Source organism: Sandaracinaceae bacterium (genome assembly GCA_016706685.1).
In the GTDB taxonomy this organism is placed as follows: domain Bacteria; phylum Myxococcota_A; class Polyangia; order Polyangiales; family Houyiibacteriaceae; genus JADJJE01.
In genome coordinates this window covers 111,020-135,721 of the sequence record JADJJE010000001.1, presented here as the reverse complement: position 1 = coordinate 135,721, position 24,702 = coordinate 111,020, and the positions used below count along the sequence as shown (strand labels likewise).

General features: G+C 69.7%; 22 protein-coding genes. 7 read left to right on the top strand and 15 right to left on the bottom strand.

Annotated elements, in window-relative coordinates:
• Positions 1 to 5: 5 nt before the first annotated feature.
• Positions 6 to 1,304 (bottom strand): hypothetical protein, encoded by a 1,299-nt coding sequence (locus tag IPI43_00585; GenBank protein ID MBK7772626.1) that lies wholly within the window; start codon positions 1,302 to 1,304, stop codon positions 6 to 8.
• 422 nt (positions 1,305 to 1,726) lie between these two features.
• On the opposite strand from IPI43_00585, the gene tnpB reads away from it, so the two are divergent.
• Positions 1,727 to 2,095 carry an IS66 family insertion sequence element accessory protein TnpB gene (gene tnpB / locus IPI43_00580; protein MBK7772625.1) on the top strand — a complete coding sequence of 123 codons (369 nt, stop codon included), beginning with the start codon at positions 1,727 to 1,729 and terminating at the stop codon, positions 2,093 to 2,095.
• Here the strand turns inward: tnpB and IPI43_00575 are convergent.
• Positions 2,084 to 2,290, bottom strand: a complete 207-nt coding sequence (locus IPI43_00575) for a hypothetical protein (GenBank protein MBK7772624.1) — start codon at positions 2,288 to 2,290, stop codon at positions 2,084 to 2,086. The two genes, tnpB and IPI43_00575, sit on opposite strands and share 12 nt — an antisense overlap.
• A gap of 67 nt (positions 2,291 to 2,357) precedes the next feature.
• On the opposite strand from IPI43_00575, the gene IPI43_00570 reads away from it, so the two are divergent.
• Together IPI43_00570 and IPI43_00565 are read left to right on the top strand one after the other, a co-directional pair.
• Positions 2,358 to 2,654: a hypothetical protein gene (locus IPI43_00570; GenBank protein MBK7772623.1), complete on the top strand. Its 297-nt coding sequence runs from the start codon at positions 2,358 to 2,360 to the stop codon at positions 2,652 to 2,654.
• Positions 2,627 to 3,541 (top strand): transposase, encoded by a 915-nt coding sequence (locus IPI43_00565; GenBank protein MBK7772622.1) that lies wholly within the window; start codon positions 2,627 to 2,629, stop codon positions 3,539 to 3,541. Before IPI43_00570 ends, IPI43_00565 begins: the two co-directional genes overlap by 28 nt.
• Positions 3,542 to 4,038: 497 nt before the next feature.
• Here the strand turns inward: IPI43_00565 and IPI43_00560 are convergent, their stop codons facing one another.
• The 4 genes from IPI43_00560 to IPI43_00545 form a co-directional block, all read right to left on the bottom strand.
• On the bottom strand, positions 4,039 to 4,785 hold the full coding sequence (locus tag IPI43_00560) for a methyltransferase domain-containing protein (protein MBK7772621.1): 747 nt from the start codon (positions 4,783 to 4,785) through the stop codon (positions 4,039 to 4,041).
• A 98-nt stretch (positions 4,786 to 4,883) separates the two neighbouring features.
• Positions 4,884 to 5,774, bottom strand: coding sequence for a hypothetical protein (locus tag IPI43_00555; protein ID MBK7772620.1), 891 nt, complete (start codon positions 5,772 to 5,774; stop codon positions 4,884 to 4,886).
• 99 nt (positions 5,775 to 5,873) lie between these two features.
• Positions 5,874 to 7,058, bottom strand: coding sequence for a glycosyltransferase (locus IPI43_00550; GenBank protein ID MBK7772619.1), 1,185 nt, complete (start codon positions 7,056 to 7,058; stop codon positions 5,874 to 5,876).
• Positions 7,055 to 8,563, bottom strand: a complete 1,509-nt coding sequence (locus IPI43_00545; protein MBK7772618.1) for an oligosaccharide flippase family protein — start codon at positions 8,561 to 8,563, stop codon at positions 7,055 to 7,057. Before IPI43_00545 ends, IPI43_00550 begins: the two co-directional genes overlap by 4 nt.
• 613 nt (positions 8,564 to 9,176) lie before the next feature.
• Here IPI43_00545 and IPI43_00540 point away from each other — a divergent pair.
• A complete protein-coding gene (locus IPI43_00540; GenBank protein ID MBK7772617.1) occupies positions 9,177 to 10,541 on the top strand; it encodes a glycosyltransferase in 1,365 nt (454 codons plus the stop codon).
• 5 nt (positions 10,542 to 10,546) lie between these two features.
• Here the strand turns inward: IPI43_00540 and IPI43_00535 are convergent, their stop codons facing one another.
• Genes IPI43_00535 through IPI43_00525 form a run of 3 tightly spaced genes read right to left on the bottom strand, consistent with a single transcriptional unit; the run spans position 10,547 to position 12,347 of the window.
• The gene (locus IPI43_00535; GenBank protein MBK7772616.1) at positions 10,547 to 10,885 is read right to left on the bottom strand and encodes a divalent-cation tolerance protein CutA; all 339 of its coding nucleotides are present in this window, start codon (positions 10,883 to 10,885) and stop codon (positions 10,547 to 10,549) included.
• Positions 10,886 to 10,903: 18 nt separating this feature from the next.
• A complete protein-coding gene (locus IPI43_00530) occupies positions 10,904 to 11,524 on the bottom strand; it encodes a hypothetical protein (protein MBK7772615.1) in 621 nt (206 codons plus the stop codon).
• A 10-nt stretch (positions 11,525 to 11,534) separates the two neighbouring features.
• A complete protein-coding gene (locus IPI43_00525; protein MBK7772614.1) occupies positions 11,535 to 12,347 on the bottom strand; it encodes a class II glutamine amidotransferase in 813 nt (270 codons plus the stop codon).
• Between the two features lie 92 nt (positions 12,348 to 12,439).
• On the opposite strand from IPI43_00525, the gene IPI43_00520 reads away from it, so the two are divergent.
• Positions 12,440 to 15,088, top strand: a complete 2,649-nt coding sequence (locus IPI43_00520) for a hypothetical protein (protein ID MBK7772613.1) — start codon at positions 12,440 to 12,442, stop codon at positions 15,086 to 15,088.
• A gap of 18 nt (positions 15,089 to 15,106) precedes the next feature.
• On the opposite strand, the gene IPI43_00515 is transcribed toward IPI43_00520, so the two are convergent.
• From IPI43_00515 to IPI43_00490, 6 genes are all read right to left on the bottom strand, one after another.
• Entirely contained in the window at positions 15,107 to 16,066 is a 960-nt protein-coding gene (locus tag IPI43_00515; protein ID MBK7772612.1) for a cation diffusion facilitator family transporter, read from the bottom strand.
• Between the two features lie 74 nt (positions 16,067 to 16,140).
• The gene (locus IPI43_00510) at positions 16,141 to 18,237 is read right to left on the bottom strand and encodes a hypothetical protein (protein ID MBK7772611.1); all 2,097 of its coding nucleotides are present in this window, start codon (positions 18,235 to 18,237) and stop codon (positions 16,141 to 16,143) included.
• A 97-nt stretch (positions 18,238 to 18,334) separates the two neighbouring features.
• Complete coding sequence (locus tag IPI43_00505) at positions 18,335 to 19,000, bottom strand: hypothetical protein (protein ID MBK7772610.1); 666 nt, start codon at positions 18,998 to 19,000, stop codon at positions 18,335 to 18,337.
• Between the two features lie 18 nt (positions 19,001 to 19,018).
• A complete protein-coding gene (locus tag IPI43_00500; protein MBK7772609.1) occupies positions 19,019 to 21,103 on the bottom strand; it encodes a hypothetical protein in 2,085 nt (694 codons plus the stop codon).
• 13 nt (positions 21,104 to 21,116) lie between these two features.
• Positions 21,117 to 21,788 (bottom strand): glutathione S-transferase C-terminal domain-containing protein, encoded by a 672-nt coding sequence (locus tag IPI43_00495; protein ID MBK7772608.1) that lies wholly within the window; start codon positions 21,786 to 21,788, stop codon positions 21,117 to 21,119.
• Complete coding sequence (locus IPI43_00490; GenBank protein ID MBK7772607.1) at positions 21,746 to 22,225, bottom strand: glutathione S-transferase N-terminal domain-containing protein; 480 nt, start codon at positions 22,223 to 22,225, stop codon at positions 21,746 to 21,748. The genes IPI43_00495 and IPI43_00490 overlap by 43 nt, the downstream gene beginning before the upstream one ends.
• Before the next feature lie 115 nt (positions 22,226 to 22,340).
• Between IPI43_00490 and xerD the strand changes: the two genes are divergently transcribed.
• Both xerD and IPI43_00480 read left to right on the top strand, forming a co-directional pair.
• Positions 22,341 to 23,222 carry a site-specific tyrosine recombinase XerD gene (gene xerD, locus IPI43_00485; GenBank protein ID MBK7772606.1) on the top strand — a complete coding sequence of 294 codons (882 nt, stop codon included), beginning with the start codon at positions 22,341 to 22,343 and terminating at the stop codon, positions 23,220 to 23,222.
• A gap of 71 nt (positions 23,223 to 23,293) precedes the next feature.
• Positions 23,294 to 24,700: a penicillin-binding protein gene (locus IPI43_00480; GenBank protein ID MBK7772605.1), complete on the top strand. Its 1,407-nt coding sequence runs from the start codon at positions 23,294 to 23,296 to the stop codon at positions 24,698 to 24,700.
• Positions 24,701 to 24,702: the final 2 nt, after the last annotated feature.

The window sequence follows — 24,702 nt, the reverse complement described above, 5'->3', positions numbered from 1 at the left end:
GCCGCTCACTCCACAGCGACGCTGACGCGCGCGTGGATGGCTCCGTGACCCGGATCCGAGGGGTGGTCACGAATGGACCAGCGCCACTCTTGGGCTTCTAGCGCTACGACGTCGTCGTGAGCCGGAGACGCCGCGAGGAATTGCGCGAAGCCGCTCAGGAAGTCGCGGCACGGTCTTGGGTCACCGTCGTCGAAGCAGCGGTGCAGGTGAAAGCGGTAGCGGGAATCGCGGAGCGCCCCGACCCAGTGCTCCGGATGCGCAGCTTTCTCATGGCCCAGGGCGTCGATCGCCACGATGCGGTGATAGCGCACGACGCCATCGTGGTTTCTGCGCGAGTACATCTGCATGCCGGTGAGTGGATAGAGCTCGATCCCCACGAGGTTGGCGACGATGAAGGTGCACGCGAACGCCGCGAAGACACGGGAGCCTCTCGAATGCGCAGCGTCGCGCTCGGCCGAGGTCGACCGCGAGATCGGGTTGCGCTGCTCGAGGTAGACGCTCTGGCTGGCGGAGCACCGGTCCGTCCAGCGCTGCGCATAGAACGCTGCGAGCAGCACGATCAGGTCGGCGAAGAGCACGTTCTGGAGCAGCGCGATGCCGACATGGGTGGCGAGCATCGCAGCCGGCATGACCCAGCGCAGGCGCTGTGAAAAGAGCATGCTGATCATCCCGAGCTCGACGGAAAGAGCGGAGAGCCCGAGGAGCGCGAGCGGCCAGGCGGGGCCGGTCGCGAAGGGTAGTCCCAAGCGGAACGGGAGCTCCATGGGATTCAGACCGTCCATTGCGAGGATCACGCGCATGTTGTTCGGTTCCCACCACAGTGGCCCTCCGTTGAAGAGCTTGCTCGTGCCCGCAGCGAAGTACGCGAGCGAGAGCACGCTCCAGAATGTGTAGCGGGCCCAGCCGTAGAGCGCGCCTCGCCCTCGAAGGTGGTGTGCGGGAGTGGAACGCGAACGCCAGGCATCGAGCGACCAAGTGTCGGTGGTCGGGAAGAACGAGAGGACCAGCAGCAGCCAGACTGGTAAGAGGCCTGCGTGGAAGGAGTTGGCGTAGCCACGCAGCAGTCCGCCGAAGACCATCATCATCATCGCCGCAGCCGGCACCGTGGCCCGCCCTCGGTAGCCCACGAGCGCGAGGCCCAGCAGCCCGCGCGTCAGCCACGCGAAGGCACGGAGCGCGCTCCCGTCGCGCGAGAAGGCGTGAAAAGCCGGGACGGCGTCCAGCAGCAGGAGCACTCCTTTGGGGCGAAGCGACGACTCCGGCAGCAGCGCGATGCTGGATAGGTCTTCCGCGAAGTGAGCCATCAGCGACACCGGGATGACGGCCGCGTGGGTGCCGCGCAGCCTTTGGGTTTTCCCGGAGGTGATGTGTGGCGAAGGCGCGAAGGATCGAAGAGGAGCTCGAGGCTCGGAGGTGTCTGCGAGCGGTGGTGGCTTCGGGGCGGCCGCTCGCCGAGTGGGCTCGCGAGCACGGCATCGATGGACGCTCGCTGAACGCGTGGCGCGTGAACCTGGGCAGGCGCGAGGCGAAGGCCGCCAAGGCTCCACCTGCCAAGGCACAGGTGAGGCTCGCGCGCAGCGGCCTCGTGGAGCTGGTGCCCACCCCTCGGCCGGTCACGGCGCCCACCGGCGCGGCACTACGTGCTCGAGGTGAACGGCGCTCGCGTGGAGTTCGGCGACGGCTTCCAGGACGAGACGCTTCGCCGAATCGTGACGGTGCTGCGCGCGTGCTGAGCCTGCCTCCCACCGTGCGGGTGTTCGTCGCGGTGGAGCCCATCGACATGCGCGGCTCGTTCGACTCGCTGGCGGGGGCGGTGCGTCGGCTCGGTCTCGACCCGGTGGATGGGCACCTGTACTTGTTCATGAACAAGCGTCGACGGATCGCGAAGGCGCTGTGGTTTGATGGCTCGGGCTGGTGCCTTCTGGCGAAGCGGCTCGAGGCGGGCAGCTTTCAGGTGCCACCCCTCGACGGTGCGGAAACGCAGGTGCAGATCGACGGAACTGCGTTCGCGTCGCTGCTCGCCGGCATCGACTTCACCGCCGCGCGCCGGGGCCGCGCCCGGTCGGTGGGATCGGCACGTCGATCACGGGCGTGATCTCTTGTCGCCGTGGTCGATGTCGCCGCACTTCAGCGAGAGAACGCGGAGCAGCGAAAGCAGATCGCTCAGCTCATCGACCAACTCGCAAAGCTGAACGAGCGCGTGGCCGAGCTGCTGGCCATCGCCCAGCGCAAGCAGCGCAAGACCCCGCGCCGAAGCCACCGCGCCGCCGCCCACGGTGGAGGGCGACACCCGGCATGTTCGAGGAACATGCAGGCGCCCGGAGAAGCCTGACGAGGAGGAAAAGGCCAAGTCGCCGGTGAAGCCCACCGGCCGCAAGAAGGTCCCGCCGCACCTTGAGGCAGAGGAGCATGCGCTTCGCCCCGACGCGTGCGCGCACTGCGGCAGCGCCGCGCTCGATGCGGCCGAGGAGCTGGTGGAGGAGAAGCTCCACGTGGTGAAGGAGCATCAGCGTCGACGCTTGGTGCGCCGCACCACGTGCCGTTGCCGCAGTTGCGGTGGACGCACGACACCACGCTCGCTGCCCGCGCCCTACGACCGCTCGAAGGTCACGTGCGAGTGGCTGGCGTGGTTCCCGAAGTTCGGACGCCCCTGACCGCCCGTCGTGACCTCGCCGAGCGCGGTGTTCCGCTGGCGATGGGCACGCTGGTGTCGTTCATCGAGCGGGCTGCGGATCTGCTCGCGCCCGTGGACGGCTATCACTGGCGACAGCTGCTCGCGGGCTCGTGGATGGCCACCGACGGAACGGGCCTCAAGGTGCTCGTGCCCAAGCTCCCGGTCGCGCACAACGGCTACATCGAGCTGTACCGCAACGAGGATCTCGCGGTCTTCCAGTACGAGGCCGACAAGAGCAGCGAGTCGGTGGTGTCCAAGCTCGCGCCGTTCGTGGGCAAGCTCACCGCGGACGCCGAGCATCGCTTCAACGCAGTGTTCGAGACGGGGCGCGTGATCGAGACCGGCTGCAACGCCCACGGGCGCCGCAAGTTTCGCGACGCCGAAGCCACCCAGCCGGGGCTGGCCAAAGAGGGCGGGGCCTTTATCGGGGCCATCTACGGCGAAGAGGACAAGGCGCAGGCGCTGGGTCTGGTTGGCGAAGCTCTACGAGAGCATCGCCAGCGCTACATCCGGCCCATCGCGAACGACTTCGAGGTCTGGCTCGCCGCCGTCGAGCCCGTGCTCCTGCCCTCGGAGCCGCTCATGGCCGCGGTGCGCTACTACAGGAACCACCGCGACGCGCTCTTCCGCTTCATCGACGACCCGGACGCCCACGACAACTCGCCCACGGAGCGCGCTCCAGACCGTCGCGAAACTGCCCGAACATGCCTTCGCGGGCAGCTCGGAAGGCGCCCACCGCGCCTGCGCCCCTCGGCATCGTGGCCACCTGCCGCGCCATCGGGGTGCCCGTGCAGGCCTACCTTTGCCTGGGCCTTCGAGCGACTCCGGCACCCACCGCGACGTAGCTCGCTCGAGTGGCGGACATGACGCCCGCTGCGTCTCCCCTCGCCCTGAACCCCGCACACGCGACGAGCCCCCGCTCAGGCTCGCACGGGCCGAACTCGGCTGCCTCCCGGTGTCGCTGATCGGTCACTCCGCAAGGACACACCGAGCAGGACCGCGGTGACCACGATGCGCAGGAAGGCCACGGTCTCGGGTGTGCTCTCCCCGACGAGCGCTGCCGCGAGCTCTCGGCGCCGGGCCCAGTGCTGCGGAAAGACCCACGGCAGGGAGATGAGGGCGAGTGCGCACGCGACGCGTCGCATCGCAGAGGCCCACGCATCGGCGGGTGTGATGACCCCGCCGCGCACGGCGGCTCGGATCAAACCCGGGACGCCATCGGTGTCTCCGGCTTCCAGGCGTGCGGCCACCAGCCACCAAAGGATGCCGCATGCGCCCCACGCGACCAGCGCGGCCACACACGCTGGCGTCCGGACGGTGGGCACATCATCCGCGCCTCGCATCCTGCGGTCTCCTGCGACGGCTCAGGTTGCGAGCGGGAGGTGCGCGGCGAGCGTCTGTGCCAGGCCCCGCCCCACCTGGCCGAGACGATGCACCAGCCCCCCGACGTGACCGTGCCGCTTCTCGTCGAAGAGGGCAGGGTGAACCGCGCGCAGCGGCTGACGAGGACCCGCTTCCACCGCGTCCCGAAGGGCTGGCGACACACGGTCGAGAGCCCCCCGCGCGACATAGACGAAGGTGTTCTGGCGGTACCAGTAGGGCACCCGCTCGTCGTCCCAGATGGGCGCCCGCACGACATCCGCGAGCGCATATCCTCGCGCTTCGAAGTGAGCGGCCCAGTAGTCCGGCCACTGCTCGTTGGCGTGACCCGTGCCACCCTGGCCGGGGATGGCGGCGGAGAACAGGATGATGTTGGAGAGCCGCGTGAGGTTCTCGACGACCGTCGGGGCCACCTTCTCGGGCAGGTGCTCTGCGACTTCGAGGCAGATCGCCAGGTCACAGCGCTTCACGAGCGGGAGCGGTTGGGCGAGGTCCACGCTCCGGAACCGCGCGCGATCGATGCGCAGGTGCTTCACGTCTACCCAGGGTCCATCGAATCCCGACACGTCGACGCCACGCGATGCGAGCGCAGCGAGCCACGTCCCTACGCCGCAGCCGACGTCGACCGCCGTTCGGACTGGGGGGAGCACCGGGAGCAGGAGGTCGAGGACAACTTCGGCGGCAACTTCTTTGGCTGCTTGCCGACGCTCGTAGAAGGCGCGTGAGTACATACGCTGGCACCGTCGCACTCGAAGGTCGCATTCTCGCCACCATCGCGTGACAGCGTCGTGCCACGTTTGGATGGTGGCAGGCTCGAGGGGTGCGCCGGCTAGCGAACGAGTTCGAGTACGGCCTCGGTCACCATGGCCGACGCCGGGCGCATGCCATGAATGGCGCTGCGACGGGTGCTGGTGTGCCCCAGTGCCCGGAAGCGATCGATCGCGGCCGGTACGACCCGTTCGACGGGCGCAGCGACTCCAATCCGCGCCGACTCGATCAACGCAGCGTTCATGCGGTGCTCCGCATCATGCCGTGCGAACGTGGCCAACAGTGGCTTGCCCAGCAGTGCGCACTCGGCGGGGAGGTGGTTGCCCGCCGACGAGATCACGCCGCGACAGCGGAGGAGGTGCTCGGCGAAGGACTCGGGATCCGGGCGGTGCACCGTGACGCCCGCCGGGACTCGCGTGGGGTTCCCGAACAGCACGACACGTTCCCCACTCCTTGCGAGGTGCTCGAGCCATGTGTAGCCGTCGTCGTCGCGGAAGTACGCCAGCACCGAGCCGTCGTCGCTCGGGGTGCCAGTGAGAGCCGCCGGAAGGTCAGGGCGCCCCACGCTGGTGCCGGGCGCAAAGGGCCGAGCGGGCGCGAAGTGCACCACCACCCTTCGGGTAGCGCACCACGTCGAGCTCGCAGCGTTGAGCGCTTCGCGAGCGCGCGAGAGATGCGGAAGAGGCGCTTCGATGTGGCACGTCGCGTAGAGCACGCCGTGACCCACCGCCACCGACGGGATGCCGAGCGCGAGAGCGGCGTGGATCGAGGGGCCGTCACCGTCGCTGATGACCACCTCCGGATCCACATGGCGCAGGCGCGAGATGTCCTCGCGCACGCGCGCGGCAAAGCGCTGGGGGAGCCGCTTCCCCGGGCCGCACGTGTCGATGCGACAGACTTCGCCGAGGTCGTCGAGCATGCCCGCGACCTCGCGCCCGACGAAGCAGGACACCTCGAGTCCAGCGGCACGCAACGCGGGGAGGCAGGCGCGTGCGCGCGACGCGTGACCCCGGCCGCGACCATGAACGAAGAGGGCTACCCGCACCGCCACTCAGGACTCCCGCGCTTCACGGACCATGCCGCTGTACGTGGCGAAGAGGCCGTCGAAGTGGCGCTCCGCGTCGAGCACCATGGTCCGACCCGCGTGGGATGCCGCGGCGCGCATCCCGGCTTGATCCCGGTAAGCGAATCGCTCGATGGCGGCCGCGCAGTCCGCAGGGTCGCCAGCGCGGTACACCTCCGCGTACTCCGCGCGGGCCAGCTCGGCAGCGCCCCCCACGCTGGGCACGATCAGCGGCACGCCGGCCGCGATCGCCTCGCCCACGACCAGGCCGTACGTCTCGGCGGAAGAGCCATGCAGGAACGCGTCGGCGCAAGCGACCACTTCGGGGAGCGCGTTCGGCTCGGCGAAGAAGCCTGCGAAGTGCACCCGCCTCGACGCGCGCGCGCGCGCGCGGAGGTAGCTCGCCAGCGGACCGTCCCCCACGACCACCAGCCCCAGCCCGTAGGGGAATGCCGAGGACCCCTCGAGCCTCGCGATGGCATCGATCAACGTCCCCACACGTTTCTCGGGGTGCAGGCGACTCACCGCAACCAGCAGGGTCGCACGCGATCCGAGACCGCAGCTGGACAGCAACGCCGCGCGCCTGATGGGGCAGGAGCGCGCGACGGAGAAGCGGGCGCGGTCGACGCCGAACGGGACCGCGGTCGGTACGCGGATCCCAAAGCGCGCCAGTCGATCCGCCAGCCATGCGCCACTAACTATGGTGCGATCGAAGTGGGACGAGAGAGCGCGCAGGTAGCCCCAGTAGGGGCGCGCGATGCGGTCCAAGCGAGCCGCTCCCACGTAGCGGTCGAACAGGCTGTGGCCGTAGACCGCTACCGCGTCCTGATGGAAGACCAGGGCTCGCGGCGCCGACCCAGGGGCGCGCGCTGCGAACCACCCACCTGACCATGGACTGGACCCTTCGATGACATCCGGTCTCTCGGCCCGCACCACCTCGTGCACGGCACGCTCCCGGACCAGCAGGTGGTATCGCGGGTCTAGCGGCAGCGGCGGGCTCTTCACCCAGATGACCTTGCCGCCCAGTCTCGCTTCCACGCGGTCCTCCGAACCGGGCGCCACCACCACGACTTCGACCCCTCGCGCCCGGCCCGCCGCGAGCTTCTGGTGCACGTAGGTGCGCACCCCACCCCCACGGTCCGCGAAGAACTCGTTCACGTCCAGGACCTTCATGCGCTGACCTCCGGCGTTTGGTCCTCGTGCGGGCGGCGATACACGCGGAGCGCCGCCGGGACGAACAGCGCGGCGAAGACCCCGACGGCCACGCTGCGTGTCCACCACTGCGGCTCGTGGGGTTCGATCATGACGAGCGTCACACACGCGGCAGCCACCGCCGCGCCGCCGCGGGTGAGCAAAGGCAGCCTCGCGACCGAGATCCCCCAGCTGCCGACGACGTATCGCATTCCCAAACACTGCAGGACGCCTTGGGTCACGAACGCCAGGGCAACGGCGAGCGCGGCGCCGTCGATTCCGAGGGCCGGCACGAGCAGCGCCAGCGCCAGCGCGAGCACGAGCAGCGTGACGACTCCAATCAGCAGCGTGGCCCGGCTACCTCCATATCCACTGACCACCGGACCCGCGAGCCCCAGGAAGCCATTCACCGTCCAGCCGACACACGCGATGATGACGGCAAGCTCTCCACGCGCGAAGCCATCGCCGAACCACGGGAGCACCAGCGGAGCGAAGCATATGGCGGCGAAGGCGAGCGGAAGCTGGGTCGCCATCACCATGTCGCTGGCGAGGCCGAACGCCGTGCGGACCTTCTGGCGGTCGGGAGCCGTCGCCATGTCCGCCGCCACCGCATGGACGACGGGATCGAGCGCCACTCGTCCCCCTCGCACGGTGTTCCCGAACTGGGTCACCACGCCATACACGCCCACCATCGCCGGCTCCACGCAGGCCGCGAGGACCAGCGCGTCGAGACGGAAGGTGGCCACGGCGAGCCCCTCGGCGGCCCAGAGCGGGAGCGCATACTGGACGAACGCGGGGTCCACCGCTTCCGAGCGGTCCGCTGCGCGCATGCCGCCCGCCTGACGTCGAAAGCCGATGAATGCCGTGGCCGCCCCGAGGCACTGCGCAAGGAGAAACGCCCACGCGAGTCCGTGGTCCGGAAAGCCCAGCAAGTGGAAGCCGATGGCCGCGCCGACCAACGTGAAGGGCAGCACGAGGTCGCGCACCACGACGAGCACCTCTGGGCGGCGGCGCGCGACGCTGGCGTAGCTGAAGAACTCGCCCAGCGCCTGCGGCAGGATGCCCAGCGCCATCCAGGTCCAGGGCACGGAAGCTTGCGGGAGCCCGCGCTCGGCCGCGAGCGGGCCTGCGCACAGGACCCCGAGCAGCGCGCACGCCACACTGGCTGCCATGGCCCACACGAGGATACGGCGAAGGCCCGTCGCCTGGCCGGCCCGATCCCGCGTCGGAAGCCAGTACAGCAAGCCCTTGTCGAAGCCGAGGAGGCTCACACGCGCCACCAACATCACGGCGGCCTGCGCCGCCACGAAGATGCCCCAGCGGGCCGCCCCATAGAGCTGGGTGGTCAGAACCAACAGCAAGGGGTGCGCCGCCCGCATCGCGAACCCGCCCAAGTTCGCGAGCGCGCCGCGGCGAAGGTCGCTCGCGTGCCTGCTCGCGCGATCTTCCGGCCCGACGAACTCCAGGTGGTCTACAGCAGCGCTCACGTGGGGCGCACGAGAAGCACGATGCGTGCCGGCAGGTTCTTGGCCACCGCTCGTCGCGGCGATTGTGACGTGTCTGCGACCGTGTGGCCGTTTCGTCGCGAAGTCACAGCCTGTGTTGGAGAATTGTTGCACACAATATTAGTTGGAACATTGTGAGTCTGTTGTTCTCTGTGTCGGACAGAAATAGTCATTGGAGTAGCGTCCTTGTCACGTCCCCAATGTGCCTCGGCGGCACACCCCTGTGCCGTCGAGGCACACTGTCCGTGAGCCACGTTCACACGTATTTCGTTGGGATATGTAGATGAACGGAGCGCTGGGTATGCACCCGCAGGATTTGAGGCCAATGCGACACTCGTCAGACACTGTGCGGATCTAAAGTGTTTCCGAAATACACGTTCGTCTCTCCGAAAACTCAAACACGAAACATGGCATCGTCGTTGCTGTTGCTACCTCTCCAGAAGCCCTTGCAAGCAAGCAGCGCGACAAGCCACCCCCGTTCGTTCTGGAGAAGCGTGAGCCAATGAACTTCGAACCCCGTGTCTGGGATCCCCAAGCGTCCGCGGCGACGACACCCGACTCGCGGCCGCAGCCCGAGATGGGTTGGCTACGTCGCGTGGCGATCGCTAACGACTACGTGCGGATCCCGTACGCCAACGGATCCTCGTTCGCGTCGCAGTTTCTGTTTCGGGCGCTCGAGAGCCGAGGCCACGAGGTCACCATCGTGGGCCCGGCAGAGAGACAGTCGGAGACCACCCAGGTAGGGGCCATGCCACCGCGCTACTTGTGCTTGGCATCGGTGCCTCTGCGCACTCACCCGGGGGTGAACCTGGCTTTGCCGTCGCGCTCACGCCTGCTGGCGTTGCGCGATGGACAGTTCGACATGGTCCTGGCGCAGACATGCAGCGCTCTCCTCAAGGCTGGCGTGTGGCTTCGTCAAGAGCGCGGCGTTCCGTTGGTGGCGGTCAATACGGTGCACCTCCCGAGCGTGTACAACGTGGTGCTTCCCGACTGGCTGAACGAGCGCGCCTGGGTGCACGACTTCTTCCAAGAAAGCGTGGTCCCGTGGGTGGAGCGCGCCACGGCCCACACCTACAACAGAGGGGACGGCTTGGTGGTCCTGAGCTACGGGCTGAAGCGCTACTGGGAGCAGCGCGGCGTCGAGGTGCCGATTCATGTGATTCCCCGTGCCATCGAGAAGCGCATCTTCGACCATCACAGCGGAGGGGATCCGTTCGACGCGCGGGCGACCCGGGGCGCACGCCTGCTGGTGGTGTGCCGGCATGTCCGCGAGAAGAACATCGAACAGCTCCTCGACATCCTCGCCCGCGAGGTGGTCCCAGCGCACCGAGACGCCACGCTGACGTTGGTTGGCGATGGTCCCGATCATGACGCCTTTCGGCGCTACGCGGACTCTCTCGGACTCGCCGGTCGGGTGTTCTTCGAGGGAGAGCGCCCGCTCGCCGAGATGCCGCGTTGGTACGCTCATGCGGACATGTTCGTGTACACCTCCCTCTCCGAGACCTACGGGCAGGTGGTTGGCGAGGCGCTGTATGCGGGCCTTCCCGTGGTGGCGCTGGCTGACCAGATGGGGGTCAGTGGTCAAGTGAGCGACGGGATCGATGGCTACCTGGTGTCGCCGAGTCGGGACCCGCGAGACGCGGCATCCGAGTTCGCCAACCGCGTGTTGCAGCTGCTCGGAGACGGCGATCTTCGAGCGCGAATGGGGGAGCGTGCCCACCAGAACGCCGCCCGCCGCAGCGATCCGAACGAGTGCATCGCGCGTTACTACGATGCGTTCGAGGCAGCACGCCGTCACCGCGACGCGACGCATCGGAAGGGCCTTCGGACTCGGCTAGCGAGCGTGGGCACCCTGGCCAGCTGGGGGAGCCTGCACGGCGCGTCGTACGCGCTCGGACTCCTCCGTCCTCCCGTGCAGCTGAACCGTGCGAAGGCCCAGACGCCTGCGTGGGACCTCTGAGTCCGCTACACGCTGTCGCGCACGAAGCGTAGGTAGCTCGCGCCACTCAACCCAGGGTCCACCGGCAGCGACAGGATCTCGGGCACCTCGTACGGGTGCTCGCGTGCGATGAGCTCGCGCAGCGCCTCGGCGCGCTCGCGCGTGGTCTTGAACACCAGCTGCACCTCGGGCTCGTTGCACACCGCGCCCTCCCAGCGGTAGACCGAGCGCACGCCATCGATGAGGTTCACGCACGCCGCGACGCGCGCCTCGATGGCGCTGCGGGCCAGGGCCTCGGCCACCGCGAGTGAGGGAGCGGTGCACAGCACCACGATCGCATCGGAAGGCTGGGGCTCGGATGACATGCGGTCCACCGTGGTGCCTCAGAACCCGATCACGCGGGGCACACCCGAGGTGCGCACCAGGATGCGCACGCGCGCGTTCCAGCCCGGGTACCAGCGGCTGAGCTCGGCGCGGCCCTCCGGCGTGACGGGGAAGGTGACCAGCGTGTCGCTGGGCAGCAGACCGCGCGCGGTCTCGGGCGACGAAGGCCGCGGTGCGCTCACCTCGGCTCTCTGCACGTGCAGGAGCCGGGACAGAGGTGCGGGACGAGCTGCCCCGGGGGTGCCGCGCGTGGCGGCCGCGTTGAGGGTGCGCACCGCTGCTGCCGCCGTGGTGGGGCGGTAGAAGTCGCGTTCGCCCAGGCGGTACATCTCGTCGGCCACCAGCGCGCGGATGCGAACGTTGTCTGCGTCGCGCACGGCGGCCACGAACTCGAGCGCCAGCTGCACCGCGCTGTCCACGTGTGAGGTGACGGCCAGCGCCTGCACGCTGCCCGCCTGCCCGGTGTTGCCCGGAAGCGGCTGGTGGGGCGTGGGGTCCCGGTCGGTGAGCGGCGCGCGCTGTTCATGCGCCACGCCATGCCCGTGGCCATTGGACGCCCCGCACGCCGGCGCCAGCAACCCGAGGGCAGCTCCGAGCGTCAGCGGCTGCCAGAGCGCCAAGCGGCGACCGCTAGCCATGGCAGGGGAGCACCTCGACGTTGAGGTCGCGGCCCACCACCACGACGCACCCTTGAGGTACAGACTCGTACCCCGGGGGTGCGACCTCCCCGCTGGTGAGCATGACGTAGCGCAGGACGGCCGTCTGCTGGCTGCGCTGCGGCGCCGTGGGGTCATCGGGCAGGGGCCCGCGACGCTCCACATAGAACAGCGGCGCGCCCTGGCACACGGCGGTGGTGAGGTGCCCGTCGGTCAGCACGCACGTCAGGCCGCTCGGGGCGTCCGAGTGCGCCTTCGACAGGCCCGTCAGCACCTGAACGGTGTCCATGATGGCGGCGGCCACCGCTTCGCGCGGCGGCGCCTGCGAGTCCAGCACGCCGCGGCGGTGCAGCCCGCCCAGCACGTGGTGAAAGAACACCTCGCTGTCCGTCTCGCCGTGCAGGTTGCGGCGCAGGAAGTCCGGCAGGCCGTCCACCAGGCCATCACGCAGGGCTGCGAAGCCGGCCACCGTGCCCTGGTGAGCGAATGTCCAGCGGCGAAAGCGGAACGGGTGGGTGTTGTCGGTGCGGAAGTCTCCCACGGTGGGCTCGCGCATGTGCATGAGCGCGCAGTCCGTGACCACGCCCGCGGCGAGCTCGGTCCAGTCTGGCGCGCTGCCCGCCGAGAGTGGGCGCTTCTTGTGCAGCACCTCGTCGCCTTGGTAGAAGGCGACGCCCCACGCCGCTTCGCCCGTGGCCAGAGGGGGCGTGAGTGCTTCGCGTTCGAAGCGCAGCGCCGCGAGCAGGCCGTCCATCCGATTGGCGGTGTAGGCTACAAGGCGTCCCATCGGGCTCCTTCGAAGTGCATCATCCGAGCGTGTCTTCTACATACCACGCAGTGGATCCGACCCCAAAGCCTAGCGCCCGCTTGGGGCTTTTTGTGTCCCTGCTGCAGCTCGCCGTCATCGGCCTGCTGGGGCCGCTGGTGGGCCGGGCAACGGCCGCAACCCCGCGCATCTATGACGTGAACGCGCACATCGACCCCGCCACTGGGCAGGTGCGCGGGGCGTTTCGCGTGGTGGTGGACGTGGAGCCCGGGGAGATCGAGCTGCGCCTCTGGGTGCTGGCCGGAAAGCTGGAGCACACCCCGAGCGCCATGGACGAGCAGAGCGCCCGCTGGATCTACCCGCGGCGGCCGGATCTGGGCGGGGCATGGCTCGAGCACCTGCACGTGAACGGCGTGCCGGTGGAGGCCGTGCTCATCCCCCACGCACCCGGCGACGACCGCGAGCCGGACGCCGCTGGGGTGGATCTGCGCGTGCCCATCCCGCCTGGGTCGCTGCGCGTGGTCCTGACGGGGCACTTTGCCGTGGACGTGCCCGAGCGCTTTGGTCGGCTGGGCCGCGTGGGCGCGCGCTTCAGCATGCTGGCCCCCTGGTATCCGTTGGTGGTCACGGGGCGCGACGGCCAGGGCTGGCAGCACCAGGCCGAGCACCGCGTGCGCATCGAGGCCGGCGGGCAGCGCGAGTGGCTCGTGGCCGGGCAGCGCCTGGTGGACGGGGTGAGCGTGACGCACGGGCCCTACGCGCCGGTCTTCGGGGCGCCACGGCTGCACGCCGAGGAGGTGGAGCACCGCGGCGTGCGCGTGACGCTGTACTCCGCGCGCCCCTGGTACCGCGCTCCCGGTGAGGACGCGCAGGGTCTCGACGCGTTGCGCGACCTCGCTCGGCCGGACCGCCTGGGACCGCTACGACGCTCGGTGGTGGACGCGCTCGAGACGCTGGCGCTCTCGGGCGCCGTGGGGGTGCAGCCGCCAGCTGGCGTGCTGCTGGTGCCGTCGCGCACGGAGCTCGCGGGCAACGCGCCGGGCGTGGTGTTGGTGTCGGACCGCGCGTTCGAGGTGCTGCCCATCGAGGCCATCCTCGAGTTCCAGGAGCGTGCGGTGAAGCGCGCCTTCCTGCGCGAGAGCGTGAGTGCCCAAGCGCGGCGCGTGGATGGCCCGGCGGATGCCGGCTGGACGGCCGATCTGCGCGCGGTGTGGCTCACCGATCTCGACGCGCGGCGCCGCGAGGTGGAGCTGAGCACCCCGCAAGAGCTGCTGAGCGTGGTGGCCTTCAACCCCGCCGTGGACCAGCTGCTCTACGCGCCGCAGGTGGCCTTCGTGGACGTCTACTTCGGACGCGTGGCCGAGCCCGACCTCTTCCGTGACGACCCCGTGCAGGCGCGCCGCGTGCACTCGCGTGGCCGGCTGCTGCTGGAGTACACGCGTGACGCGCTCCGCGAGGGTGACGCGCTCGCCGCCTTGGGGCTGGGGCTGCTGCGCGGGGAGGTGCCCGCGCGCGAGCTGTTCGCGAACGCCGGCGTGGCCGAGCCCGTGCTGGAACAGCAGCTCGCCAACCCGCGGCTCCCGGTGAACTATCACCTGGGCGAGATCCACAGCACCCGCCGCGGTGCTGCCTTCGTGCATCGCGTGGAGGTCGTGCGGCGCGGCGCGACGCGGCCCGAGAGCGTTCCCGTGCGCGTGAGCGACCGCCGCGGAAACGTGGCCGAGGGCGTCTGGGGCGGCGAGGACGAGCGCGGCTTCGTGGAGCTCGAGACCCCGGCGCCACTGCGCTCGGTGTGGATCGACCCGCTCGGCCGGCGCCCCGAGAGCCCCACGGTGGCTGGCGGACATCCCACCCGCGACAACACCAACCGGCTGCCGCTGCGGCCGCCCATCTTGCAGCGCTTCGAGCCTTCGTACGCAGGCGGGTTCGGCGTGGCGGTCAGCTTCGGCATCTTCCGCAAGTTCGACCTCGAGAACAGCGCTGTGGTGGACCTCACGCTCTATCCGCGCTCCTTCGGCGGCTCGCTACGCTACGTGCGCAGCTTCGGGCGCACCCGCGACATGAACCACCGCGTGGCTTCCGGCTCGGCGGGCGTGGCGGTGGAGCGTGTGCTGGCGCTGCGCGCGGGAGGCGAAGACGGCACGCGCTACAGCGTGTTCGGCGGGGTGTCCTACAATGACAAGCGCTACTACCTGGACCCGCGCCACGGGCAGGCCATCAGCGCGGGCGTGCGGCTGGCCTGGGCCCACGGCGACGAGGGCACCTCGGGTGCGGCCGTGTCGTTCGTGCTGCGCGGCAACGTCACGCGCAGCCCCAGCTGGCGGCACGCCTTCGTGTTCGCGGCCGACGTGGCGGGGGTCATCGGCACCACCCTCGAGGGCCAGCAGCAGGGCATCGGCGGCCCGGGGCTGCTGCGCGCCTACGAGTACACCGAACTGCTGGGCCTCGGGCGGCTCATGGCCGTGGCCGAGTACCGCGTGACGGCCCTGGCCGACCTGCACATCAACCTGTTCCACCTGTTCTACCTGCGCGAGGTGCAGCTGGCGCTCTTCACGGGCGCGGGCGTGATCGTGAGGTCCGACGACGGACGCGACCTGGCCCCAGCCGCCGAGGTGGGCGTGGGTCTGCGGCTGCACTTCGAGTACGGCGGCATCCAGCCGTCGCTGCTGAGCCTGGACCTGGGCGTGCCGCTCATCGAGGCGCCGCAGTTCGGCCGCATCGTGCCGGTCACCACGGTGCTCACCTTCGAGCAGTACTTCTGAGCCCAGTGGGCCTCCGCTTCACACGCGCTGGGTGGCCGCCTTCACCGGGTCGAACACGTCGGGCTCCACGATGATGTATCGCGCCCAGGGGCTCTGGGCGCGGATGCGGTCCTCGAGCTCGTTGGTGCGCCCGGCCACGTCGCTGATCAGGAGGTCGCCCTCCCACTGGATCTTCAGCGTCACCATGAACTCGTCGTCGCCCAGCTGCATGGAGCGCATGTTCATGAGGCTGACCACGCCGGGCGTCTCGTCCACCAGCTTGGCGATCTCCTTGAGGTCTTCCTTGTCGGCCGACTCGCCGATCAAGAGGGACTTGGTCTCGCGGCTGACCATGAACGCGATGACGACCAGCAGGCCACCGATGGCGAAGGTGGCGTACACGTCCCAGTAGGGGTTGCCGGTGGCCAGCGTGAGACCCACGCCGCCGAGAGCCAGCAGGAGGCCCACCAGCGCGCCTGTGTCTTCCATCCAGATCACGATGATCTCGGTGGACTTCGAGCGCTTGATGAACTGCATCATCGTCTTGTTGCCGCGCGTGCGGTTCACCTCGCGCGTGGCGGCGAACCAGGAGTAGCCCTCGAGCGCGATGCTGACCAGGAGCACGCCGATGGCCACGCTGGGGTTGCGCATGGTGGGCGTCTCCCCGGCGGCCAGCGCGGCGTGCAGCTCGTGCAGCTTGTGGAACGCCTCGTAGATGGCGAACAGCCCGCCCAAGCTGAAGAGCATGAGCGCCACGATGAAGCTCCAGAAGTAGCTCTCCATCTTGTAGCCGAACGGGTGGTCCTCGTCGGGCGCGCGCGAGGCCTTGTTCATCCCCAGCAGCAGGAGCAGCTGGTTGCCCGTGTCGGCCACCGAGTGGATGGACTCGGCCAGCATGGAGGACGACTGCGTCAGGACGAACGCGACGAATTTCGCGACCGCGATGCCGAAGTTCGCGCCGAGCGCGAGGAGGATCACCTTCTTGGAGCCGTGTGACATGTCTGCTGTCCCAGTCTGAGGGTGGCGGACTCTAGCAGTGCGTGGGTGCGTGCGTCGACGTGCTCGAGGGGGCGCTAGGTCGCTGTGGCGATTCCGGCTGGGTCGGCACCCCGCGCCCCGATCTCGCGCAGCGCGCCCAGGCTGACGTAGACGATGAGCGCGTAGAGCAGGACCGACTGAGCCAGGCACCGCGGCTCGAGCGCACCGAACACGAGCGCGAGGAGCTGCGTGGACGCCAGGAACCCGAGCAGCGCCGCGATGCGCGCAGGCGAGCGGTGCACCAGAGGCACCAGCGCGATGAGCCACACCCCGTCGTAGTTGGTGATGGCCAGCAGCGAGTACAGCACGATGGCGCCGAAGCCGATGGTCTCCACCTGCGTGGCGCCCCGGCGGATGGCGGTGATCAACACGCCGAACGCGAACAACACGCCGAGCACGTGGAGCGAGAGGCGCTCGAAGCGGATCTCCTCGAGACGCAGCTCCCAGACCTCGAGGGGGTTGCTGAGCCGTGCATCCAGCAGCGAGCCAGAGTCCACGCCCGGCTGGTAGTGGAGGACGAGCGGCAGGCCCAAGTGGTTGCCCGGTGGGTTCACGGCGTGCCGCTTCATGACCAGGTACCAGTCGCCGAACGCGTCGAAGCCCACGGTGGCGCCCGCCACCAGCACGCCCACCGCCAGGGTCCCGAACGCGGCCAGCACCACGTTGCGCTCGGTGGGCTCGAGGCGCCGCTTCTGCACGACGGCCATGAGCGCGCGCAGGCCCACGGCGCCCACGAACACCGCCGGGAAGAGGCGGAAGAGCGCGGCCATGGTGAGCGCCGCCGCGGACCACGCCTCCTTCCGGCGCGCGGCCAGCGCGATGCCTACGCCCAGCCAGAGCACGAAGTTGGCGCGCCCGATGGAGCCACCCACCCACTGGTAGCCCCAGGGCTCGCCCGAGCTGATGGTGAGCGCAGCGAGGATGCCCGCCGTGGGACCCAGCGACAGCCCGATGAGCAGCGCGGCCAGCAGGTTGCTCAGCGCGTCCAGCATGGTCATCGCCTGCACATGCGTGGGCGTGGCGCTCAGCGAGCTCACGAACAGCCGGTGGAACGTGGTCGTGATCGGCGTGCCGTTGTAGCCGTGGTCCGCCAGCATGCGCTGCGTGGGGATGTTGGGCGGGAAGAACGGGCGGTAGAGTTCGAGGTCGCGCTTGAACTCGTCCCAGCGCGCGTCCGTGAAGGTGTCTGGGCAGGCCAGGCCCGACCCATCGGGGTTCAACGGCCGTAGCTGGTTGCTTCGCAGGTTGCGGATGTAGTAGCCGCTCAGCGCGTCGCCGTGGCCGTTCTCGCGCTCGGCCTTGGCCAGACACTCGTAGAGGTCGAAATAGCCCAGCTCGGGGAAGTACTTGGGCCCCATGAAGTAGTGGAACGAGTCCGTGGGATGAACGGTCCGGCCCCCTCCTTGGACGTAGCCGAGGTCGGTGAAGGCGAACGCCGACCAGACGAGCGCCACGGCAAAGGCGGCGCGCTGCACCCGCTTGCTGGGGTAGCGGCGCAGCAGCGCCAGCAGGAAGATGGCCAGCAGCGCCGCCGCCGCCTTGGTGGTGATGGCTGTGCGGTAGTACACCGCGCGCGGGTCCGTGCGGTAGGCCGTGACCACGCTGAACGGCGTGTGCGAGGGCGGCGACTCTGCGCAGAAGACCTGCACCTCGCTGAGGCTCGACAAGCCATCACCGGCCAGGGTGTCGATGCGCACGAAGCGCGTCACGACATCGAACGGCGCGGAGGCCCGAACCCGCAGCCCGAAGGGGGGATCCAAGACGGGCGGTGCGGCCCACACGCCCTCGAATCGCTCGCCGTCGAGCGACGTGGAGAGCGCGAACGTGTCGTTGGAGTCTCCCTGCAGCACGGCGGAGCGGATGCGGGTGTTCTCCCCCAAGTCGAAGACCACGATCGGACCGGTCCCTCGGCGCTGGAGCGTCTCGTGGGCGTTCCAGGCCGTCCCCTCCGGGTAGCCTCGGCCGTCGTGGAGCACCTCTGCGGGCGAGCCCGGGGTCGGCGCCACGATGCGCGCGTCGGCGAGGACGTTGCCCTCTGGACAGCGCTGCGCACGGACCGGTGTGCCGAGCAGGCACACGGCGCCGGACACGGCTAGGAGCAGGAGCGACGGCGTTGCGAGAGTGCGTGGCATGGGACGGAGAATGCGCGAACGCCGTGACCCCTTGCGAGATCACGGCGTGTTGCTGGAACGAACGCGGGGCGGCAGGGAACTGGCCGCCCCAGGGATGTCACGGGAAGTTCGAGAGCGAGAGGTTGCTGATCGCGAGGTTGTTGCCCCCGATGTTGCTGATCGCGAGGTTGTTGCCCCCGATGTTGCTGATCGCGAGGTTGTTGCCCCCGATGTTGCTGATCGCGAGGTTGTTGCCCCCGATGTTGCTGATCGCAATGTTGTTGAGCGCGAGGTTGTTGCCGGCGATGTTGGTGATCGCGAGGTTGTTGCCGGCGATGTTGGTGAGCGCGAGGTTGTTGCCGGCGATGTTGGTGAGCGCGATGTTGGTGATCGCGAGGTTGTTGCCGGCGATGTTGGTGAGCGCGATGTTGGTGAGCGCGGCGTTGGTCTGCGCGATGTTCGTCAAGACGAGGTTGGTGAGCGCGACGTTGGTCTGCGCGATGTTCGTCAGGGCGATGTTCGTGAGCGGCACGTTGGTGAGGGCCACGTTGGTGAGGGCCACGTTGGTGAGGGCCACGTTCGTCTCGGCGACGTTGGTCTGCGCGACGTTGGTCTGCGCGACGTTGGTCTGCGCGACGTTGGTCTGCGCGACGTTGGTCTGCGCGACGTTGGACATGCTGCTGTCCATGTCGTCACCCAGGTCGGGAATGATGGTGACGTCGCCGTCTCCGCAACCGGCCACCAGCATCGACAACCCCGCGAACAGTACAATGGTCTTACGCATTTGATTCATCCTCCGTACTCAACTCGAACCCTTGTCGGCCGGAATACTCCCTGGCTGGGCGAGCGTCAAGGTCCGTACTTGGGGTAGTGCCAACGCGCTCAGCAGCGCCAATGAGGTGAGCGCGTAGACGTCGAGCGCGCCCAGCCCCGGGAGCAGGGCGAACACCTGGGTGCCGAGCGCCGCGGCCACCACCAGCGAGCGCCCCTTGCAAGAGAGGCCCGGCAGCGCGGCCACCAACACGATGAAGCCCCCGTAATAGCTGGCGATATTGGACACACACAGGAGCAGGAGTGCCCCGGCGAAGGCCCCCTCGAGCGCGGGGCGCCGCAGCCTCGCGGCCCGCACTAGGAGCAGCAGCGCGGCGAGTGCTCCCAGCCAACGCAGGGGTGCCCTGGCGTGGTCGAGCATGTGCACCGCTTGCTGCCACGGTAAGAGCCCGTCCAATTGACCTGGATCAAACACGGTATCGAGGTCTCCCCCCATCAGCCGGAGGCCGGCACCGAGGCCCAACTCATTGGCCACAGGCGTGTGGACGTGCACCCTCAGGCGGTCTGCGAACTCGAGCCACGCGGCGGGACCCGCGACCAAGGCCCCGAGGGCGATCCCCGAGAGGAGCGTGACGGTGAACGCAGCCAGCATGCGCGGGCCAGCGGGTGGGCCCCCCGAAGCGTTGTCGGGGCGCGGCAGCCACGCGAACAGCAGCGCTCCGAGGGCGAAGCCCGCTGGGAACGCGCGGTGCAAGACCAGCGTGGCGAGTAGCACGCCCGCAGTCTTGGCGTGGCCGCGGTGGATGGTCACCATGGCGCCCGCGAACAGCAGCAGCCACGTGTGGCGATCGAAGGCGCCGCCCAGCCAGTAGTAGTCCCACGGCGCGCCCACAGCGAGGGCCACGGCCACGAAGGTCGCGGGACGCAACCCGAGGCCGAGCCCGAGCACCACCACGGCGAGGATCAGGCAGAGGCCGTCGATGAGCGCGAAGGTCAGAAAGAACCCGTGACTGGGTGCCGTTCCTGCAGTCACCGCGTGGTGCAGGGCAGCGCCAAACGGCGTGGCCATGTATCCCCGGTCGTTGGCGAACGCCTCGATGGGCATCCCGAAGGGCAGCCCCAGTTGGCCCAGCGCGGTGAGGTCCGCGTCGAGCTCGCGGGCGCGTGCCTCTGTGAACGTGGTGCAGCGCGCCGCCTCTCGCCGAATCGCGCTGCCCGGCACGCGGACGTTGTCCTCGAGCCGTCGCATGACGCCGCGCTCGAAGATCTCGGCCCGCCCGCGCCGCTCGGCGCTCGCGCCCATGCAGTCGTAGAGCTTGGTGAAGCCCACCTCGCGGACGTACTTCGAGCCGAGAAAGTAGTGCACCGAGTCCCACAGGTGCAGCGGGCCGCGTGGGTTGGCCGCGAAGGTGCCGAAGTCGAGCCATGCCCCGCACGCCGCGAGGCACAGCGCGAGGTGGAGCGCCTGGGCACGACGCGGCGAGAGCCCCGGGGCCACCCCCAGCAGGAGCAGGAGCGCGAGCAGCCCGAACGCGACCTTGGCCCAGCCGACACGCTGGGTGCGAGCCCGCGCTGTGTCGAGGTCGGGCGTGGCGCGGGTCCAGCGTGCGGCGTCCGCGAGCGCGCGCTCGCAGGCGTAGATGCCCACCTCGCTCAGCGACACCTCGGCGTTGGTGGTGTTGGTCACGCGCAGGGACTGCAACGTGCGCTCCGGGAGCAGCGCGCCGCGCCCGCGCTCGCCGCCGCCTTCCACGGGGGCCGCGGTGAAGAGCGGGGTGAAGCGTCCGTCCGCGCCGGCGGCCTCCACCAGGAGCGTGGCGCGGGCATCACCCTGCACGTAGACCGCCACGACCGACGCTGCGTTCCCCAGCTCCACGCGCAGCCGGGCGCCCGGGCCGAGCCGCACGCTGTCGGACCGCGTGGGCCCGCGGCCGTCGGGCAGGAGCCAGCCGTCCGTGGCCGCGAGCGGGTCGCCCACCACGTGGCCGCTCCTCAGCACGGGGTGACCTCGCAGCAGGTTGCCCTCGTCGCATGCATCGGCGCTGGCCACCACGGGCGTGGAGCAGGCCAGCAGCAGGCCGAGGCGGAGCAGGAGCGAGGGCAGGCGGGTCGACATGAGCTGCCGGATACTACGCGGAGGCGAGCTGCATCTGGAACGACCTGCGCTCGAACGGGTGCCGCACCGGCCGCCCGAGGGCACGGACCGCGTCCTCGCCGCCGAGCCGGCGCAGCCACTCATCCACCTCGCTGCGCGGCGTACGCGAGAGCGCCGCATAGGCGCCCATGGGCCGCTGCGCCATCCACTGGGTGTAGGTCAGCAGCCGGCGCGTGCCCTCCGCGCCTCCGATGACGAACGGGTGCTCCCCCAGGCTGCGGGGCACACGCGTGGCGCCGGGGTGAGCGGCACACCACGTGTCGATGGCGTCCATCAGCGCCATCACGAAGGGCATCTGCTCGGCGAAGAACGTGGCTAGCACCGGCTCGAGCGTGGGTGGCACCACGTCGTCCGCCAGGAACGCGCCGTCACGGCCCAGCGGGCTCATCAAGCGCTCGAACCACAGCACCACGTGCGGCGCGTCACGGAACAGATAGGTGGACGCCGGGTCGCGGTAGAGGTGGGCCCAAAGCGGACCGTACAGCGCAAAGTCGGCGATGGACGGCCGAGTGCCGAACAGGAACGGATGCGCGCGGAAGTGCGCCTCGAGCTGCGCGATGAGCTGCTCGGTGAAGCGCTCCACGCCCGGGATGGTGTCGTGCGTCACGCCCACCACCGCGCGGTAGCCCGCCATCTTGTTGGCCACCGGACGCACGGCCAGCGTCTGGAGCGCGGCGGGCAGCCGCGGAAACGCGCAGCGACCAAACTCGCGCAGCGCGAAGTCGCGGTTCTCGTGCCGGTTCCAGCGGTAGTGCAGGGCCACGCTCGGCAGCCACTCGTCGGCGTGCAGCTCCAATAGGAGCGCGGCGATGCGCTGCTTGGGCGTCTCGGGGTCACCGGCGCCCGTGGGAAGCGCGTCTCGAGCGCGTCGATGATCTCCGTGCTGTCCTGCATCCACTGCCCCTCCGGCGTGACCACCGTGGGCATGACGGCGGCCCCGACGGCCTTGCGGATGTCGCCGAACAGCGTGATGGCGCTGGGTGCGACCTCCACGAAGGGGATGCGCTTGAAGGTCAGGTACGCGCGCGTCTTGGCCGAGTAGGGCGAGACGGGCCACGCGTAGTGGAGGAAATTCACGCTCATTTGGCCGCGAGCCTACCACTCGGATGCACGCGCGCCGCTGCTCACCCGGGACCCCGAGAAAATTGCCGCCGCCGGCGTGGGGCGCGAGACTGCAACGGTGTCCGCCGACGACCAGCTGTTCGACTCGTACCTGGCCCACTTGAAGGTGGAGCGGGGGCTCGCGAAGAACACGCTGAGCGCCTATGCCAGCGACCTGGCCCGCTTCGCGGCCTGGCTCGAAGACCGCGGCGTGGCGATCGAAGACGCGGGGGAGGGCGACATGGCCCGCTACCTGGCCCACGTGGGCAAAGAGGGCCTGGCCGCCCGCTCCCAGGCGCGGGTGCTGAGCGCGCTGCGCGGCTTCTTCAAGTACCTGCTGCGCGAGCGCGAGGTGCGCCGGGACCCCACCCAGCAGATGGAGGGCCCGCGGCTCGCCAAGCGGTTGCCCGTGGTGATGACGGAAGACGAAGTACTACGGCTCTTGGCCGCGCCCCGTGGGAACAAGCCCAACGCCGTGCGCGACCGGGCCATGTTGCACACCATGTACGCGGCGGGCTTGCGCGTGTCCGAGCTGGTGCGCCTCCAGCTGGGTGACATGCACCTCGAGGGGCGCTTCCTGAACGCGTTCGGCAAGGGCAGCAAGCGCCGCATCGTGCCGCTCGGCGACGTAGCCATCGAGTATCTCGTCACCTATCTGCGTGATGTCCGCCCCCAGTGGGCGCTGCGCTCGGGGGCGGCCGCGTCCCATGTGTTCCTGACGTCGCGCGGGACGCCGCTCACGCGCCAGGCCTTCTGGAAATATGTGCGCGCCTACACGCGGGTGGCCGGCATCGACAAGGAGATCTCGCCGCACAAGCTGCGCCACAGCTTCGCGACGCACCTCTTGGTGGGCGGCGCCGATCTCCGCGCCGTGCAGGCCATGCTGGGCCATGCGGACATCTCCACCACCGAGGTCTACACGCACGTCACCGGCGCGCATCTGCGTCACGTGCACGCCACGTATCATCCACGCGGGTGAGTACGGTGCAGAGCGGCCCCTGGCGCTCGCTTTTTTGACGTATGGCGCCGGCATCCCTAGGTTCCAGGGTGATGCGTTTTTCGGCCCGAAGAGTGGCGGAGATCCTTGCCGCGTGCCTCTGCGCAGGCGGCCTCTTTGCCATGACCGTCAGCGTGGGCGGCGCGAGCGCGTCGCACGCCGCCGAGGAGGGCGCGCCTGCAGGCACCCTGGCGGTCACCACCGCCGCTGCGCAGGCGCCCGCCGCAGCGAGCGTGGCTCCGGCCGCGAGTCCACCACCGGCTGGCGCCACCCCCGCCCCAGTTGCCGTAGAAGCGACCGAGCTTCCGGAAGACAGCTACGCCTACGACGCCGACGACAGCGTGCCGGCCGGCCTCGCTGCTCACCTCGATGGCTTCGACCCTCGCGTGCATGCGCTCGACGGAGAGCGGCTGGTGTCGCCCCTCGACGGCGGCGCGCGCGCGGTCCTCACGCTGCACCCCGGTCTGCAGGCGCACATCGCCTCACGCTTCGCGTCCTATGAAGTGCCCTATGGCGCCGTGGTGGCCATCGAGCCCAGCTCGGGCCGCGTGCTGGCCTATGTCAGCCACAGCAGCGCCAACCCGCGGGCCAGCGACCTGGTGCTGGACCCCACGCCGCCCACCGCGTCGGTCTTCAAGATCATCACGGGAGCAGCCCTGCTGGACGCGGGCGTCGGTGAAGACACGCGCGTTTGCTACCACGGCGGCGCCAACCGCCTGGAGGTCAGCGATCTCGGCGACGACACCGCGCGCGACCGCTGGTGTGCCACGCTCGCCGAGGCCATGGGCGGGTCCATCAACAGCGTCTTCGCGAAGCTGGCCGACCGCCACCTGAACCCCGCCACCATCACGCGGTACGCGTCCGCGTTCGCCTGGGGTCAGCGCGTGCCCTTCGACATCGCCGTGCGGCCCAGCCCGGCGGAGGTGCCGGCCGATCGCCTCGAGTTCGCGCGCACGTCGGCGGGCTTCTGGCACACGCACATGTCGCCGCTGCACGCCGGGCTGCTGGCCGCCACCATCGCCAACGACGGGCAGATGCCGCGCGCCGCCATCGTGCACGAGGTGCTCTCGGCTCGCGGCGAGCGTGTGTATCAGCACGAGCCCGCCATCTACCGGTCGGTGCTCACGCGTCGTACCGCGCGCCGCACCGGCGACATGATGCGCCGCACGGTCACGCACGGGACGGCGCGCAGCGCGTTCTACGACGGGCAGGGCAACCCGTTCCTGCCGGGCATCGCCATCGCGGGCAAGACCGGCACGCTGACGGGCAGCGATCCGTACCGCGGCTACACGTGGTGGGTGGGCTTCGCGCCGGCGGACGCCCCCACCATCGCCGTGGCCGCGCTGGTGGTGAACCACCCCGAGTGGCGCGTGAAGGCCAGCTACATGGCGCGTGAGGCGCTGCGCTACTACCTGGTGGAGGCGCCGCGCGTGGCCCGCGCCGCGAGCGGGGAGCGCTGAAC

Bases quoted from the DNA above. Each gene is read 5' to 3' on its own strand.
- IPI43_00585 (MBK7772626.1), bottom strand. From the start codon at position 1,304: ATGGCTCACTTCGCGGAAGACCTATCCAGCATCGCGCTGCTGCCGGAG.
- IPI43_00560 (MBK7772621.1), bottom strand. From the start codon at position 4,785: ATGTACTCACGCGCCTTCTACGAGCGTCGGCAAGCAGCCAAAGAAGTT.
- IPI43_00550 (MBK7772619.1), bottom strand. From the start codon at position 7,058: ATGAAGGTCCTGGACGTGAACGAGTTCTTCGCGGACCGTGGGGGTGGG.
- IPI43_00535 (MBK7772616.1), bottom strand. From the start codon at position 10,885: ATGTCATCCGAGCCCCAGCCTTCCGATGCGATCGTGGTGCTGTGCACC.
- IPI43_00525 (MBK7772614.1), bottom strand. From the start codon at position 12,347: ATGGGACGCCTTGTAGCCTACACCGCCAATCGGATGGACGGCCTGCTC.
- IPI43_00515 (MBK7772612.1), bottom strand. From the start codon at position 16,066: ATGTCACACGGCTCCAAGAAGGTGATCCTCCTCGCGCTCGGCGCGAAC.
- IPI43_00510 (MBK7772611.1), bottom strand. From the start codon at position 18,237: ATGCCACGCACTCTCGCAACGCCGTCGCTCCTGCTCCTAGCCGTGTCC.
- IPI43_00505 (MBK7772610.1), bottom strand. From the start codon at position 19,000: ATGCGTAAGACCATTGTACTGTTCGCGGGGTTGTCGATGCTGGTGGCC.
- IPI43_00500 (MBK7772609.1), bottom strand. From the start codon at position 21,103: ATGTCGACCCGCCTGCCCTCGCTCCTGCTCCGCCTCGGCCTGCTGCTG.
- IPI43_00490 (MBK7772607.1), bottom strand. From the start codon at position 22,225: ATGAGCGTGAATTTCCTCCACTACGCGTGGCCCGTCTCGCCCTACTCG.
- IPI43_00480 (MBK7772605.1), top strand. From the start codon at position 23,294: ATGCGTTTTTCGGCCCGAAGAGTGGCGGAGATCCTTGCCGCGTGCCTC.